Annotated in this window: 12 protein-coding genes and 2 pseudogenes; 7 read left to right on the forward strand and 7 right to left on the reverse strand. The window is 72.0% G+C overall.

Annotated features, from left to right (window positions below):
• Positions 1 to 4 precede the first annotated feature (4 nt).
• Positions 5 to 2,080: a transketolase gene (gene tkt / locus ACFYO5_RS13590; protein WP_388708074.1), complete on the reverse strand. Its 2,076-nt coding sequence runs from the start codon at positions 2,078 to 2,080 to the stop codon at positions 5 to 7.
• Between the two features lie 155 nt (positions 2,081 to 2,235).
• On the opposite strand from tkt, the gene ACFYO5_RS13595 reads away from it, so the two are divergent.
• The gene (locus tag ACFYO5_RS13595) at positions 2,236 to 3,129 is read left to right on the forward strand and encodes an AraC family transcriptional regulator (RefSeq protein ID WP_356569663.1); all 894 of its coding nucleotides are present in this window, start codon (positions 2,236 to 2,238) and stop codon (positions 3,127 to 3,129) included.
• Between the two features lie 27 nt (positions 3,130 to 3,156).
• Here ACFYO5_RS13595 and ACFYO5_RS13600 read toward each other — a convergent pair whose 3' ends face one another.
• From ACFYO5_RS13600 to ACFYO5_RS13615, 4 genes are all read right to left on the reverse strand, one after another.
• Positions 3,157 to 4,560 carry a glycoside hydrolase family 16 protein gene (locus ACFYO5_RS13600; protein ID WP_388708077.1) on the reverse strand — a complete coding sequence of 468 codons (1,404 nt, stop codon included), beginning with the start codon at positions 4,558 to 4,560 and terminating at the stop codon, positions 3,157 to 3,159.
• Positions 4,561 to 4,752: 192 nt separating this feature from the next.
• The gene (locus ACFYO5_RS13605; RefSeq protein ID WP_388708080.1) at positions 4,753 to 5,499 is read right to left on the reverse strand and encodes an IclR family transcriptional regulator; all 747 of its coding nucleotides are present in this window, start codon (positions 5,497 to 5,499) and stop codon (positions 4,753 to 4,755) included.
• 93 nt (positions 5,500 to 5,592) lie between these two features.
• Positions 5,593 to 6,954 carry an MFS transporter gene (locus ACFYO5_RS13610; RefSeq protein ID WP_388708082.1) on the reverse strand — a complete coding sequence of 454 codons (1,362 nt, stop codon included), beginning with the start codon at positions 6,952 to 6,954 and terminating at the stop codon, positions 5,593 to 5,595.
• A 108-nt stretch (positions 6,955 to 7,062) separates the two neighbouring features.
• Positions 7,063 to 7,524, reverse strand: a complete 462-nt coding sequence (locus tag ACFYO5_RS13615) for a MarR family winged helix-turn-helix transcriptional regulator (RefSeq protein WP_388708085.1) — start codon at positions 7,522 to 7,524, stop codon at positions 7,063 to 7,065.
• Positions 7,525 to 7,733: 209 nt separating this feature from the next.
• Between ACFYO5_RS13615 and ACFYO5_RS13620 the strand changes: the two genes are divergently transcribed.
• The 4 genes from ACFYO5_RS13620 to ACFYO5_RS13635 all read left to right on the forward strand — a co-directional run bounded on the left by ACFYO5_RS13620 (position 7,734) and on the right by ACFYO5_RS13635 (position 11,742).
• The gene (locus ACFYO5_RS13620; protein WP_388708087.1) at positions 7,734 to 8,651 is read left to right on the forward strand and encodes an SDR family NAD(P)-dependent oxidoreductase; all 918 of its coding nucleotides are present in this window, start codon (positions 7,734 to 7,736) and stop codon (positions 8,649 to 8,651) included.
• Between the two features lie 11 nt (positions 8,652 to 8,662).
• Positions 8,663 to 9,541 carry an amidohydrolase family protein gene (locus ACFYO5_RS13625; protein ID WP_388709225.1) on the forward strand — a complete coding sequence of 293 codons (879 nt, stop codon included), beginning with the start codon at positions 8,663 to 8,665 and terminating at the stop codon, positions 9,539 to 9,541.
• Positions 9,542 to 9,634: 93 nt separating this feature from the next.
• Positions 9,635 to 11,269: a long-chain fatty acid--CoA ligase gene (locus tag ACFYO5_RS13630; protein WP_388709227.1), complete on the forward strand. Its 1,635-nt coding sequence runs from the start codon at positions 9,635 to 9,637 to the stop codon at positions 11,267 to 11,269.
• 17 nt (positions 11,270 to 11,286) lie between these two features.
• The gene (locus ACFYO5_RS13635) at positions 11,287 to 11,742 is read left to right on the forward strand and encodes a MaoC family dehydratase (RefSeq protein ID WP_388708090.1); all 456 of its coding nucleotides are present in this window, start codon (positions 11,287 to 11,289) and stop codon (positions 11,740 to 11,742) included.
• A gap of 139 nt (positions 11,743 to 11,881) precedes the next feature.
• On the opposite strand, the gene ACFYO5_RS13640 is transcribed toward ACFYO5_RS13635, so the two are convergent.
• Both ACFYO5_RS13640 and ACFYO5_RS13645 read right to left on the reverse strand, forming a co-directional pair.
• Positions 11,882 to 12,712, reverse strand: a complete 831-nt coding sequence (locus ACFYO5_RS13640; protein ID WP_388708092.1) for a PaaX family transcriptional regulator C-terminal domain-containing protein — start codon at positions 12,710 to 12,712, stop codon at positions 11,882 to 11,884.
• Between the two features lie 326 nt (positions 12,713 to 13,038).
• A pseudogene (locus ACFYO5_RS13645) lies at positions 13,039 to 13,422 on the reverse strand (Tat pathway signal sequence domain protein); the annotation flags it as partial.
• 206 nt (positions 13,423 to 13,628) lie between these two features.
• Between ACFYO5_RS13645 and ACFYO5_RS13650 the strand changes: the two are divergent.
• A pseudogene (locus tag ACFYO5_RS13650) lies at positions 13,629 to 14,283 on the forward strand (DeoR family transcriptional regulator).
• Complete coding sequence (locus ACFYO5_RS13655; protein ID WP_388708095.1) at positions 14,280 to 15,617, forward strand: 6-phospho-beta-glucosidase; 1,338 nt, start codon at positions 14,280 to 14,282, stop codon at positions 15,615 to 15,617. Before ACFYO5_RS13650 ends, ACFYO5_RS13655 begins: the two are co-directional and overlap by 4 nt.
• Positions 15,618 to 15,672 lie beyond the last annotated feature (55 nt).

A 15,672-nucleotide genomic window follows, 5' to 3' on the forward strand; every position in this document is an offset into this window, starting at 1 on the left:
CGGATCAACCGCGGGCGGCGGCCAGGGATTCCCGGGCGGCGGCGGCGACGTTCTGCGGCGTGAAGCCGAACTCGGCGAACAGGATCCCGGCGTCGGCGGAGGCGCCGAAGTGCTCCAGGGAGACGATGCGTCCCGCGTCCCCCACGAAGCGGTGCCAGGTGAGGCCGATGCCCGCCTCGACGGCGACCCGGGCCTTCACCGACGGCGGCAGGACGCTGTCGCGGTACTCGCGCGACTGCTCCTCGAACCACTCCACCGACGGCATCGACACCACCCGGGCGCCGATCCCCTCGGCCTCCAGCGCCTCCCGCGCGGCGACGGCCAGGTGCACCTCGGAGCCGGTGGCGATCAGGACGACGTCCGGGGTGTCCTTCGAGGACTCCTTCAGGACGTAGCCGCCCTTCGCCGCGTCCGGGTTCGGCGCGTACGTCGGCACGCCCTGCCGGGTGAGGGCCAGGCCGTGCGGGGCCGGGCGGGTGCCGTGCCGGCGGAGGATCTCCGCCCAGGCGACGGCCGTCTCGTTGGCGTCGGCGGGGCGTACGACGTTCAGGCCGGGGACGGCGCGCAGCGAGGCCAGGTGCTCGACCGGCTGGTGGGTGGGGCCGTCCTCGCCGAGGCCGATGGAGTCGTGCGTCCACACGTACGTCACCGGCAGCTGCATCAGCGCCGACATGCGGACGGCGTTGCGCATGTAGTCGGAGAACACCAGGAAGGTGCCGCCGTAGACGCGGGTGTTGCCGTGCAGGGCGATGCCGTTCATCTCGGCGGCCATCGAGAACTCGCGGATGCCGAAGTGGACCGTGCGGCCGTACGGGTCCGCCCCGGGCAGCGGGTTGCCCTGCGGCAGGAACGACGAGGTCCTGTCGATGGTGGTGTTGTTCGAGCCCGCCAGGTCGGCGGAGCCGCCCCACAGCTCCGGCAGGACCGGGCCGAGCGCCTGGAGCACCTTCCCGGAGGCCGCTCGGGTGGCGAGCGCCTCGCCCTCCTCGAAGACCGGGAGGTGGTTCTCCCAGCCCTCGGGGAGCTGACCCGCGAGGACCCGGTCGAACAGCTTGGCCCGCTCCGGCTGCGCGCCGCGCCACACGCCGAGCCGCTTGTCCCAGGCGGCGTGGGCCTCGGCGCCCCGGTCGAGGGCGGCGCGGGTGTGGGCGAGGACGTCGTCGGGGACCTCGAAGGACCGCTCCGGGTCGAAGCCCAGGAGGCGCTTGGTGGCGGCCACCTCGCCGTCGCCGAGCGCGGAGCCGTGGGAGGCCTCGGTGTTCCGCGCGTTCGGCGCGGGCCAGGCGATGACCGTGCGCATCGCGATGATCGACGGGCGTGCCGTCTCGGCCCGCGCCGCCGTCAGCGCCGCGTACAGGGCGTGCACGTCGACGTCGCCGTTCTCCTGCGGCTCGATCCGCCGCACGTGCCAGCCGTAGGCCTCGTACCGCTTCAGGACGTCCTCGGAGAAGGCGGTCGCGGTGTCGCCCTCGATGGAGATGTGGTTGTCGTCGTAGAGGAGCACCAGGTTGCCGAGCCGCTGGTGGCCGGCGAGCGAGGAGGCCTCGGCGGAGACGCCCTCCTGGAGGTCGCCGTCGGAGACGATCGCCCAGATCGTGTGGTCGAACGGCGAGGTGCCCTCCGGCGCCTCGGGGTCGAACAGGCCGCGCTCGTAGCGGGCGGCCATCGCCATGCCGACGGCGTTGGCGAGGCCCTGGCCGAGCGGCCCGGTGGTGGTCTCCACCCCGGCCGTGTGTCCGTACTCGGGATGGCCCGGCGTCTTCGAACCGTGGGTGCGGAACGCCTTGAGGTCGTCCAGGTCCAGCTCGTAGCCGGCCAGGAACAACTGTGTGTACAGGGTCAGCGAGGTGTGGCCGGGGGAGAGGACGAACCGGTCACGGCCGGTCCACTCCGGGTCCGCCGGATCGTGTCGCATCACCTTCTGAAAGAGCGTGTACGCGGCCGGTGCGAGGCTCATCGCGGTGCCGGGGTGGCCGTTGCCCACCTTCTGCACGGCGTCAGCGGCCAACAGCCGTGCCGTGTCGACGGCACGCCGGTCGAGTTCGGTCCACTCCATGCTGTCCGGTGTCTGCGTGCTCATCTTCAAGAAATCCTCGGTGAGAGGGAACTGGCTGGTCTGATGTGTTCAAGAGTAAAAGTCTGACTTTTTCGGGGGAAGGTCCTCGTGTGTCAGGCTGTGGTGAAAGTGGGACACCCCGGCGGCGCCGGGCACGATCGAGGCGGCACGAGACGGACATGGCGGACACAACCGTCGAAGACGGCGACGGGATCAGGACGTTCCCCTTCCCGGTCGGCCTCAGTGCCGGCGGCGTCGGCATGCAGGTCGGCCCGATGGGCCCCGGCCGTACCTGGCACGCCGACGCGCCGCTGGAGCGTGTGCACCGGATCGACTTCCACATCGTCCTGCTGTTCACCGACGGCCCCGTCCGTCACATGGTCGACTTCGCCGAGTACGAGGCGACGGCCGGTGACGTCCTGTGGATCCGTCCGGGCCAGGTCCACCGCTTCTCCAGGACGAGCGAGTACCGCGGAACCGTCCTCACCATGCAGCCCGGCTTCCTGCCCCGCACCACGGTCGAGGCCACCGGCCTGTACCGCTACGACCTGCCGCCGCTGCTGCATCCCGACGACGCCCAGTCGGCCGGCCTGCGCGCTGCCCTGACGCACCTGCGGCAGGAGTACGACGACACCGCCACCGCGACCCTGCCCCTGACCCTGCACACCGCCGTGCTGCGGCACTGCCTGACGGCGTTTCTGCTGCGCCTCGGGCACCTCGCCACCAGCTCGCCGGAGGCGGCCCGCCGTCAGGCCGACACCACGTTCACCCTCTTCCGGGAGGCGGTGGAACGGGACTTCGCAACCAACCACAGCGTCAGCGCGTACGCCGACGCGCTCGGCTACTCCCGCCGCACCCTCGTGCGCGCGGTGCGCGCGGCGACCGGCGAGACACCCAAGGGCTTCATCGACAAGCGGGTCGTCCTGGAGGCGAAGCGGCTCCTCGCCCACACCGAGCTGCCGATCGGCAGGGTCGGCGCCGCGGTCGGCTTCCCCGACCCGGCGAACTTCTCCAAGTTCTTCCACCAGCACACGGACATGACTCCGGCGGCGTTCCGCGCGGAACTGCGCTGAGACGCCGCCGGGTCGGGTGGGCCGCCGTCAGCGGCCGAAGGTGAACCAGTTCACGTTCACGAAGTCGGCGGGCTGTCCGCTGGTGAAGGTGAGATAGACGTCGTGCGTTCCGGTCACCGCGGTGATGTTCGCCGGGATCGTCCGCCACGACTGCCAGCCACCCGTGTTGGCCACCGCGAAACTCCCCACGGGCGCGGCGCTACGACTGTCCAGGCGCACCTCGACCAGGCCGCTCACCCCGCCGGCCGCGCCGCTCGCCACCCGGGCGACGAACTGCCGGGCCGCCGTGGAACCGAAGTTCACGCCGCGGTAGAGCGCCCAGTCGCCGTTGGCGAGGGAGCCGATGTCCTGGCCGCCGCCGGTGTCGGTCGTGGTCTCGGTGACGGCACCGGACTGGCCGTCGTGGGACTCGGCCTGGACGGTGGCGTAGGCGTCGCGGCCGCCGGTCGGCGGAGGCGTGGTGCCGCCCCCGCCGCCGGCCGCCTGGAGGACCTGCACGTAGTCGACGACCATCGGCACCCCCGAGCGCGTGTCGCCGTCCAGACCGCCGCCGAACGCGTCCGGGAAGCCGCCGCCCATGGCCACGTTGAGGATGATGAAGAAGCCGTGGTTCGTCGCGTCGTTCCAGGTCGCGGCGGGGACCTGAGCCGCCGTCACGGTGTGGAAGGTGACGCCGTCGACCAGGAAGCGGATCGCCTCGGGGGTCACCGAGCGGTCCCACTCCATGGTGTAGGTGTGGAAGCCGGACTGACACGTCGTGTTGGGGCACGCGGTGGAGTTGCCGATGCCGGTGGTCTCGTTGCACGGGCCGCCCGGGCTGGTGCCGCAGTGCATCGTCGACCAGACCTTGTTCAGCCCCTGGACGTTCTCCATGATGTCCAGCTCGCCGACGCCGGGCCAGTTCTGGTAGTTGCCGCGGTACGGGGCGCCCAGCGTCCAGAACGCCGGCCAGTAGCCCTCGGCGGCGGTGCCGGTCACGTTGGGCATCTGGATGCGGGCCTCGACCCGCAGCTTGCCGCCGGACGGGGGCTGGAAGTCGGTGCGGTTGGTCTCGATACGGCCCGAGGTCCAGCGGCCCGCCGAGTCCCGCAGCGGGGTGATGCGCAGATTGCCGTTGCCGTCGAGCGAGACGTTGCTCGTGCTGTTCGTCATCGTCTCGACCTCTCCGGTGCCCCAGTTGGCGGGCCCGCCCGGATACGAGGTGCCGGTGGCGTACTGCCAGTTGGAGGTGGAGACGCCGGTGCCGGCGGCGCCGGTGAAGTCGTCGAGGAAGACCTGGGACCACCCCGCCGCAGGGGTGGGCGCGGAGGCGTTCGCGGAGGGGGAGGCGACGGCGGCGGCCGCCGCGAGGCCGAGGGTGCCGACGACGGCGCCGAGCGCCCGCAGCGGGGAGCGCCGTCTGCGAGGTGGGGTGCCGGAGGTGTCGCTCATGGTGGGGAGCCTCTCGGGTACGGAGTGGTCGTGCGCGGGTGCCTTCGACAGCGCCCCGGTGTTTGAGAGCGCTCTCAAAGTGCCGTCAATGTGCTCCTCGGTGCCCCGGTCGTCAAGAGTCAAAGCAGGGAAAGTCCCTGCCGCGCGGGTGTGTTCACGCCGTGAACCGCTTCCGCGGCTCACCGCCTCAGGTCAGACGGGCCGCCAGCCGAGCGCCCGTGAGATCCCCCGGGCCGCGAGCCGGACCGCCGGTGCCAGGACCGGGACCTCCGCTTCGGCGTAGGGCACGACGACCGACACGGCCGCGACCACCGTGCCGTCCGGCCCGCGCACCGGCGCGGCCACCGACAGGGCGTCGTCGGTGACCTGGCGGCTGCTCACCGCGACGCCGGTGCGCCGCACGTCGGCGAGCACCCGGCGCAACCGGGCCGGATCGGTGAGGGTGTGGTCGGTACAGGCCGTCAACGGGCCCTCGCAGTAGGTCTCCTGCACCTCGGGAGAGCAGTGCGCCAGCAGGACCAGACCGACCCCGGTGACGTGCAGCGGCCAGCGGGCGCCCACCCGGATGCGGACCCCGACCGCGGAATGCCCGGACAGCCACTCGGTGTAGACGACCTCGGAGCCGTCCCGGACCGCCAACTGCACGTTCTCGTGGGTGGCTTCGTAGAGGTCCTCCAGATACGGCAGCGCGGCCTGGCGCAGGGCCAGGCCGCGCGGGGCGAGCGCCGCGACCTCCCACAGCCGCAGCCCGACGTGGTACGTACCGGACGCGTCCCGCTCCAGCGCGCCCCAGGCGGTCAGGGCGGTCACCAGCCGGTGCGCGGTGGTGAGCGTCAGCCCCGCCCGCCGACTGATGTCGGTCAGGGTCAGCGCCGGGTGCGCGTGGTCGAACGCGGCGAGCACGGACAGCAGCCGGTCGGGCGCGGAGCGGGCGGTCATGGCGGGGGTTCCTCGGCTTCACGGGTACGGCGACGTCGTCACCACGACACCTTCACGGGCGGTGCGGCCTGCGGGTCCGGCGCGGCCTCGCGCTCACTGCGGTGTTCCTTCCCTGGCCGGGTCGGCGGACCGAGCCGGGGCGGGATCGAGCGCGTCCCCGCGCGTCTCGCGCAACCGCCACACGGTGACGGCGGTGATCGCGGCGCCACCGCACAGCAGCAGCGACACGGGAGTGCTTCCGCCGCCGTTCGACGCGAGCAGACTGCTCGCGATCAGTGGCGAGAAACCCGCGCCGATCAGTGTCGCCGCCTGGTAGCCGAGGGAGGCGCCGGTGTAGCGGACCCGGGTGCCGAACATCTCGGTGAGCAGGGCGCCGAGCGGCCCGTACATCGTGGACTGGGCGACGCCGTGCCCGAGGACGAGGGCGAGGATCAGCAGGCCGGGGGAGCCCGTGTCGACCAGTGCGAGTACCGGGAAGGCCAGGGCCGCCGAGGCGAGGGCACCGGCGAGCACGACGGGCCGGCGGCCGATCCGGTCGGACAGGGCGGAGGCGGCGGGCAGGACCAGCAGGGCCACGCAGGAGGCGATGGTGACGGCGGCGAGCACCTGCGGTCGACTGTATGCGCCGTGTTCACGGTCGACCGCATACGAAATCATGAATCCCGTCAGCAGTGACTGGGCCGTGAACGCCCCGATGCCCACGCAGGCCGCGAGCAGTACGGGCTTGGGCCGGCGCAGCACCTCCAGGACCGGCGGCCGGTCGAGCGGCTCGGCCCTGCGGAACAGCGGGCTCTCGGCGACCCGCAGCCGGACGAACATCCCGACCGCCAGCAGGACCACGCTGAGCAGGAACGGCACCCGCCAGCCCCACTCACGGAACTGGTCGTCCGGCAGCGTGGACACGAGGGTCACCACACCGGCGGACAGCACCGAGCCGAGCGGGGCGCCGAGCTGCGTGGAACTGGACCACAGACCGCGCCGGGAGCCCCCGGCCCCTTCGGCGTGTTCGGCGTGCTCGACGACCATCAGGGTGGCGCCGCCCCACTCGCCGCCGATCGCGAGGCCCTGCACGACCCGCAGGGTGACCAGCAGGACGGGCGCCCACACGCCGATCGCGTCATAGGTCGGCAGCAGACCGATGAGGAAGCTGCCGGAGCCCATCAGCGTCATGGTCAGCAGCATCATCGACCTGCGGCCGATCCGGTCGCCGAAGTGGCCGAAGACGAGGCCGCCGAGCGGACGCGCCACGTAGCCGGCGGCGAAGGTGCCGAAGGCCGCGACCGTGCCGACGGCCGGGTCGGCGCCGGGGAAGAAGAGGTCGCCGAAGACGAGCGCGGCGACGGTGCCGTAGACGAGGAAGTCGTAGAACTCGACGGTGGTGCCGAGCAGCCCGGACAGGGCTACGCGGCGCAGTTGCGGGGACGGGCGGCGGGCGGACGTACGGGATGGCTGCACGGAGGCTCCCTGGGGAGGAGGGCGGGGGATGGTGCAGATACCGGGGGAGAGTCCGGCGTCCCGTGAAGTTAGGCAGTTGTGTGGCCGCCGTCAATCATTTGCACGACATCAGTGGGGTCCGTCCTCCGCGATACGCAGCAACAGGGCGTGCAGCGTGGCGCGTTCCGTCTCGTCGAGCGGGGCGAGGAGGTCGTCGGTCACCCGCCGGCCGGCGGCGTCGGTGCCGCGCAGGAAGGCCCGGCCGTTCTCGGTCAGTGCGACGATCCGGCTGCGGCGGTCGTCCGGGGCCGGCCGGCGTTCGGCGAAGCCCAGCTTCTCCAGGTCGTCGACCAGGCCGACGATCGCGCTCGGGTCGTAGCCGAGCCGGGTGCTCAGCTCGCGCTGCAGCACGCCCTCGGACGTGGCCAGGAAGCGCAGCACGGCGTAGTGGCGCAGGCGCAGCCCCCACTCCTGCAGGGACGTGTTGAACAGTTGTCCCGAGCGCAGTCCCAGCCGGTACAGCAGATAGCCGGTGTCGGCGTGCAGTGCGCGCATCCACGGTTCGTCCGCGTCGATCGGGGTGGCGTTCACGGTGTCGTCCTGGCGGGCGATGGCGGGCTCCCTGGTGTCGGCCCCGGAGGGCGGTCCGGCGTGGTGCGGTCCAGCATGACGCACTCCATGCGACCACAACAACTATTGACGTCAACAATTATTGCTCTTAGCTTCGATCTCGAAGCCGCACCACCCGTGTGCGGCCGCACCCTGTGCGGTGCGGCCGACCCATGTGAAGGGACACCGTCGTGCCCAGCATCGATCTCACCGGCAAGGCCGCCGTCGTCACCGGCAGCGGCCGGGGCCTCGGCCTCGCCTACGCCCAGGCCCTCGCCGCCCACGGCGCCCGCGTGGTCGTCAACGACATCGACGAGGCGGTCGCCGAGCAGGCCGTGAAGTCCATCACCGAGGCGGGCGGCACCGCCGTCGCCGAGGTGGTCGCCGTGGGCACCTCCGAGGCCGCCGACCGGCTGGTGAACCGCGCCGTGCGGGAGTTCGGACGGCTCGACGTCCTGGTCACCAACGCGGGCATCCTGCGCGACAGGGTGCTGTGGAAGATGACCGACGACGACTTCGACGCGGTGATCACCACCCACCTCAGGGGCACCTTCACCTGCGCCCGCGCCGCCGCGACACGCATGCGCGAGCAGGGCGAGGGCGGCACACTCGTCCTGGTGGGCTCCCCGGCCGGCCAGCGCGGCAACTTCGGACAGACCAACTACGCCGCCGCCAAGGCCGGCATCGCCGCCATGGCCCGCACCTGGTCCATGGAACTGGGCCGCGCGAACATCACCGTCAACGCCGTCGTCCCGGTCGCCGCCACCGCGATGACCGAGACCATCCCCGCCTTCGCCCCCTACGTCGAGGCCATGAAGGACGGCGAGCCGCTGCCCGCCTTCCTCCGCAAGGGCGAGGGCTTCGGCACCCCCGAGGACTGCGCGGCCCTCGTGCCCTTCCTCGCCTCCGAGGCCGCCCGCTCCATCACCGGACAGGCCATCGGCATCGGCGGCGACAAGGTGGCACTCTGGTCGCATCCGCAGGAGATCCGCGCGGCGTACGCCGACGGCGGCTGGACCCCGGACGGCCTGGCCGACGCCTTCCGCACCTCGGTCGGCGCGGAACTCCAGACCGTCGGCATCCCGGCGCCCCAGTTCCCGGAGGCGTGATGGCTCCCTCCATGAACGTCGAGGACCTCGTCGCGATCGACGTCCACACCCACGCGGAGGTGTCCTCCCAGGGCCACTCCTCCCTGGACGACGACCTGCACGACGCCTCCTCCGCCTACTTCAAGGTCGAGGGCACGCGGAAGCCGACCCTCCAGGAGACGGCCGCCTACTACCGCGAGCGCAGGATGGCCGCCGTGATCTTCACCGTGGACGCCGAGTCCGCGACCGGCACCGCCCCCGTCCCCAACGAGGAGGTCGCCGAGGCGGCCGCCGCCAACGCCGACGTCCTCATCCCCTTCGCCTCCATCGACCCCTTCCGGGGCAAGGCTGGTGTGAAGCAGGCCCGGCGCCTGGTCGAGGAGTACGGGGTGAAGGGCTTCAAGTTCCACCCCAGCATCCAGGGCTTCTTCCCCAACGACCGGGCCGTGGCGTACGCGCTCTACGAGGTGATCGAGGAGACCGGCGCCATCGCCCTGTTCCACACCGGCCAGACCGGCATCGGCGCCGGCGTGCCCGGCGGCGGCGGCATCCGGCTCAAGTACTCCAACCCGCTGCACGTCGACGACGTCGCCGCAGACTTCCCGCACCTGCGGATCATCCTGGCGCATCCGTCGTTCCCCTGGCAGGACGAGGCCCTCGCCGTCGCCACGCACAAGCCGGGCGTGCACATCGACCTCTCCGGCTGGTCGCCGAAGTACTTCCCGCCGCAGCTCGTGCAGTACGCCAACACCCTGCTCAAGGACAAGGTCCTCTTCGGCTCCGACTTCCCCGTCCTGACCCCCGACCGCTGGCTCGCCGACTTCGACAAGCTGACGATCAAGGACGAGGTGAAGCCGAAGATCCTCAAGGAGAACGCCGCCCGGCTGCTCGGGCTGACCACCACACCGTGAAGGGGCGTGGAGATGCGCAACGAGGGACTGGGATCCTGGCCCGCACGCCGGGCCCGTAAGACCCCGCACCGCACGGCCCTGGTCCACGGCGACGTGTCGACCGCCCACGGTGAACCGGCTGCCGTCGGCGGTGGACCGTCTGCCGTCCATGCTGAACCGTCCACGATCCATGGTGAACGGTCCCCGGTCGACGGTGGTCCGTCCACGGTCCGCGGTGAACGGTCCACGGTCGACGGTGGTCCGTCGGCGGTCCGCGGTGGACGGTCCACGGCCGACGGTGACCCGTCGCCGGTCCACGGCGTACGGTCGACCGACTACCGCACATTGCATACACGCACCACGCGCCTGGCCCACGCCCTGCGTGCCCGAGGCGTCCGTCGCGGCGACCGGATCGCCTACCTCGGCCCGAACCACCCCTCCTACCTGGAGACCCTGTTCGCGGCAGGCACTCTCGGCGCCGTCTTCGTGCCGCTCAACATCCGCCTGGCCGGCCCCGAGATCGCCTACCAGCTCGCCGACTCCGGCGCGAAGGCCCTGGTGTACGGCCCGGCGTACGGCGGCCTGGTGGCTGGGCTGCCCGGCAGCACCGACGTCCGGACCTATCTGGAGGTCGGCGCCGAGTACGAGGAGGCGCTAGCGTCGGCCGCGGAGGACCCGATCGACGAGCCGGTCGGCGCCGACGACACCTGCGTCATCATGTACACCTCGGGCACCACCGGCCGCCCCAAGGGCGCGATGCTCACCCACGGCAACCTCACCTGGAACGCGCTCAACGTACTCGTCGACACCGACCTGATCGCCGACGAACGGGCCCTGGTCTCCGCGCCGTTGTTCCACACGGCCGGCCTGAACATGCTCACCCTGCCGGTCCTCCTCAAGGGCGGCACCTGTGTCCTGGTCGAGTCCTTCGACCCGGACACCACCTTCGACCTCGTCGAACGCCACCGGATCACCTTCATGTTCGGGGTCCCGACGATGTTCGACCAGATCGCCCGGCACCCGCGCTGGCAGGACGCCGATCTGTCCTCCCTGCGCATCCTGACCTGCGGCGGCTCCCCGGTCCCCACCGCGCTGATCGCCGCCTACCAGGAGCGCGGCCTCACCTTCCTGCAGGGCTACGGCATGACCGAGGCCGCCCCCGGCACCCTGTTCCTGGACGCCGAACACGCGATCTGCAAGGCCGGCTCGGCCGGTGTCCCGCACTTCTTCAGCGATGTGCGGGTGGTCCGGCCCGACCTGGCGCCCGTCCGGGCCGGCGAGACGGGTGAGGTGGTGGTGCGCGGCCCGCACGTCATGCCCGGCTACTGGGGGCTGCCCGAGGAGAGCGCCGCGTCCTTCGCCGACGGCTGGTTCCGCAGCGGGGACGCGGCGCGCGTCGACGAGGACGGTTACGTGTACATCGTCGACCGCATGAAGGACATGATCATCTCCGGTGGCGAGAACGTCTACCCCGCCGAGATCGAGGACCTGCTCCTCACCCACCCCGACATCGTCGAGTGCGCGGTCATCGGCGTGCCCGACGACAAGTGGGGGGAGGTGCCGCGGGCGGTGGTCGTGCCGCGCGAGGGCGCCTCGCCGGACCCCGACGAGGTACTGGCCTCGCTCGCCGGCCGCCTCGCCAAGTACAAGATCCCGAAGTCGGTCGTCATCGCGGACGAACTCCCGCGCACCGCCTCCGGGAAGCTCCTCAAGTCCCGGGTGCGCAAGCGCTTCGGCGACAACTCCTGACTGAGAAGGACGGCTGTATGAGCTTCACCGTGAACGGCCTCGACGAGCTGAAGAAGCTGGCAGGCAGCGACCTGGGCACCAGCGAGTGGATCGAGGTCACCCAGGAGCGCATCGACACCTTCGCCGACGCCACCGGCGACCACCAGTGGATCCACGTGGACCCGGAGCGCGCCAAGGACGGGCCCTTCGGCGCGCCCATCGCCCACGGATACCTCACCCTGTCCCTGTTCATCCCGCTGTTCACCGAGCTGCTGGACGTCCAGGGCGTCACCACCAAGGTCAACTACGGGCTGAACAAGGTCCGTTTCCCCTCACCGGTGAAGGTCGGCTCCCGCATTCGCCTCACCGGCCGGCTCACCGAGGTGGCGGAGGTGCCGGGCGGGGTGCAGATCACCGTCGACGGCGCGATCGAGATCGAGGGCGGTGCGAAGCCGGCGGCGGTGCTGCAGAGCCTGTCCCGGTTCTACGCCTGACCGATGCCGGCCCGACGGCCCGACGGCGGGCGGCCGGGCGGCCGGGCGGCACGCGTCGGCTCGCCACCGCGTCCGGGCGAACCGGTCGTGCGTCGGATTCGGGCACAGGCGGCCCCGCACCGGATCCGGACCGCCGGCCCTACGCCGGGTCGGGGCGCACCGGCACCAGGTCGAGCAGGTGCTCCACCGAGGCGTTCGCGAGCGGGGACAGCCGTTCGTGGACGCTTCGGAACGTCTTCTCCGCCTGCTCGGCCGGCCAGTCGTCCGGCAGGTGCTTCACGGGCAGACGCGGGTCGCCGCGGATGATCCGCAGCCACTCGGTCTGGAGCAGCAGCCGACGGGCCAGTGCGTCGTCGGGGTCCGGCGCCGCCGTCTCCCAGGGCTGCCAGCGTCGTAGGAACGCCGTGTAGCGGTCGGCGAGTTCGGGGAGTTCCCAGGTCTCCTCGATCATCGCGCCGATGTCCGTGCCGGCGTCGGCGTTCGCACGGAACACCTTCACATGGGAGGCGAGCCCGAGTCCGGTGACCAGGGCGGACACGTCGACCTCGCCCGGCGCGATCCACAGCCCGCCGAACAACGGGCCGAAACCGCTCCAGGCGAGTTTCGCGCGCAGGTCGTGACGCTGGCGCTGCCAGGACTCCGGCAGGGAGAAACCGAGCAGGGTCCAGGTGCCGTCCCAGTCCCGGTTCACGGCGCCGGTCCGCCATATCCGCCGCTCGCCGTCGCGCAGCACCTCCGCCGAGTGCCCGGTGAGGCCGAAGTACATCCGGCGGCCCTCCCGTTGCCGACGCAGCAGACCCCGGTGGACCATGCGGGTCAGTGTCGAGCGGGTCGCCTGCTCTCCCACGCCGACGCGGGCGAAGACGTCGATCACGCTGCCCGAGTACACGCACACGTCCCGTCCGAGCACCTGCTCGCCCAGGAAGGTGAGCATCAGGGACTGCGGTCGCAGCGACTCTTCGGTGGTCACGCGGCCACGGTACCTCCGGCCGGGGTCCGGTCAGGCACCCGCCGTCCCGTCGTAACACGGTGCGGGCGGTCCGGCGTCCCGGCGGGATGCGGTGCGGCGGTCCGGCGTCCCGGCGGGACCCGGTGGGGGCGGGTCGGCGTCCCGGCCGGCGCCCGCCGGGCCGGCCGCCGCCGAGCCGAGCGCGAACGCGGCGCCGAACAGGTCCGCCGGTGCGCGGAGCAGGCGCCGGGAGGCGCCCCGCGCGTCGAGGCCGGCGGGGGAGACGGACGGGGTCGGCCCAGGAAGGCGGCTGCCGCCCGGTCATCGTTCTCTCTCGGGGCTCGGGCTCAGTGGTTCATGAAGGAGGTGACGGGCAGCGCCCGTTCGACGATCCGTACGTCGCCCAGCCGGCCCCGCAGGATCCGGTCGATCCGCCCGCCGTACGCGTAGCCGCCGAGCAGCCACGGCAGTCCCACCGAGGCGATGCCGACCGACCTGGCCTTCGGGGTGCGGACGAGCGGGCATCCCTCGACGTAAAACGTGGTGTGCCGGCCGTCGTTGACGACGGCGAGAGGCCACCGGGTCTCCAGCGGGGTCTCCTGTCCCCAGTCGGTGGCGATGCCCTCCTGGTCGAACGGGCGCATCCCCCACTGCGGCTCGCGGTCGTTCGAGAGGGAGAGCGTGGCCAACGGCTCGTCGAGGTCGTCACCGGTCTTCCCGGCGCCCCACGACCGGCCGGTCGGTCTTCCGTCCGTCACGCCCTGGAGGATGCCGTGGTCCCGGAACCCCCGGATCAAGCCGCCCTGAAGTCCCGGGGTGGCCTCGCTGGCGGCCCAGCCACGTCGGTGACCGGAAACGCGCGGCACTCGTCGGGATGGGAAAGCCCGAGGCGAAGTGGGCATGGATTTGATCGAAAATGACGGATATCGTTCACGCCGTGGTGGCAGAACGACGACGCCGACTCATCCTGCGGGCCCGCGAGACCCTGCGGGCCCGGCGCTCCGGTGGGCCCGTGGCCGTGGACCATCTCTCCGGGCAGCTGGGCGTCAGCCCCGCCACGGTCCGGCGCGACCTGATCGGACGCGAGGAACATGGCCCGCCCGCACGTGTCCACGGCGGCACCGTCGTCGACGACGGCGACCGGCCCTTCACCCAGACCAGCGAGACCGCCGAGGTCGCTGACACCGCCGAGACCGCCGAGACCGCCGAGACCGCCGAGGCCCCAGTGGCCGCCGAGGGTCACCATGATCACCGGCGACCTGGTGGTCCACGAGGAACTCGCCGACGGCGAGGGTGCCGACCCGGTGCTGCTCGGTGGCATGCTCCGGCCTGAGTACCGCTCTCTACGCCATGATCAAGAGCGCCCAGGTCGTCCTGCCGGCGGACACGACGAAGTTCTTGCCCGCGACCGTGTTCCCGGCCACGCCGAAGTTCCCGGGTACGGGATGGCGAGGGTCCGTGGTCAGGGCGACCTGGACATGGTGGTGGCCGACGCGCCGGTGGACCCGGCGACCCGGTCCGTCGAGGAGACGGGTGTCGAGGTGGCCCCGGGCAGGAAAGGTGCAGGCGTGGCAGGAAGGGTGCAGGCGTGAAACTGACGATTCTGGGCGGCGGCGGATTCCGGGTGCCGCTCGTGTACGGCGCGCTGCTGACGGACCACGCCGAGGGGCGGGTCACCGAGGTCGTACTCCACGATGTGGACGACAGCCGACTGTATGCGGTAGCCCGGGTCCTGGCTGAACAGGCGGCGACGGTGGCCGACGCCCCCACCGTGACCGCGACGACCGATCTGGACGAGGCCCTGCGCGGCGCCGACTTCGTCTTCTCCGCGATCCGCGTCGGCGGCCTGGAGGGCCGGGCGAACGACGAACGGGTGGCTCTGGCGGAGGGCGTCCTCGGCCAGGAGACGGTCGGCGCGGGCGGCATCGCCTACGGTCTGCGCACGGTGCCCGTCGCGGTCGACATCGCCCGGCGGGTGGCCCGCCTGGCCCCGGACGCGTGGGTCATCAACTTCACCAACCCGGCCGGCCTGGTCACCGAGGCCATGTCCCGTCACCTCGGCGACCGCGTCATCGGCATCTGCGACTCGCCGGTCGGTCTGGGCCGCCGGATCGCGCGGGTCCTCGGCGCGAACCCGAGCGAGGCGTTCGTCGACTACGTGGGCCTCAACCACCTCGGCTGGGTACGAGGCCTGCGGGTCGCCGGCCGCGACGAACTCCCGCGGCTGCTGGCCGACTCGGACCTGCTCGGCTCCTTCGAGGAGGGCAGGCTGTTCGGCGTCGACTGGCTGCGGTCGCTCGGCGCGATCCCCAACGAGTACCTGCACTACTACTACTTCAACCGCGAGACCGTGCGCGCCTACCAGCAGGCCGAGAAGACCCGCGGCGCCTTCCTGCGCGACCAGCAGGCGCGGTTCTACGAGGAGGTGCGCCGGCCCGACGCGGCGGCGCTGACCGCCTGGGACCGTACCCGCGCCGAGCGCGAGGCGACCTACATGGCCGAGAACCGGGAGACCGCCGGTGCCGGCGAACGCGAGGCCGACGACCTGTCCGGCGGCTACGAGAAGGTGGCCCTCGCCCTGATGCGGGCCATCGCCCGCGACGAACGCACCACCCTGATCCTCAACGTCCGCAATCGGAGCACCCTCTCGGTGCTCGACACGGACGCGGTCGTCGAGGTGCCCTGCCTCGTCGACGCCAACGGCGCCCACCCCGTGTCGGTGGCCCCGCTGCCCGGCCACGCGACCGGGCTGGTCTGCGCCGTGAAGGGGGTCGAGCGGGAGGTGCTGGCCGCCGCCGAGTCGGGCTCGCGGGCGAGCGCGGTGAAGGCGTTCGCCCTGCACCCGCTCGTCGACTCGGTGCACGTGGCGCGCAGGCTCCTCGAGGGCTACACCGCGGTCCACCCGGGCCTGGCCTACCTCGGGTAAGCGCTTTCCCCCTGTTTCCCGTAGGTTCCAGCAGTTAGCCCTTCCCGGTTCCCTG

The organism is Streptomyces sp. NPDC006259, from assembly GCF_042870975.1.
Taxonomy (GTDB): Bacteria; Actinomycetota; Actinomycetes; order Streptomycetales; family Streptomycetaceae; genus Streptomyces.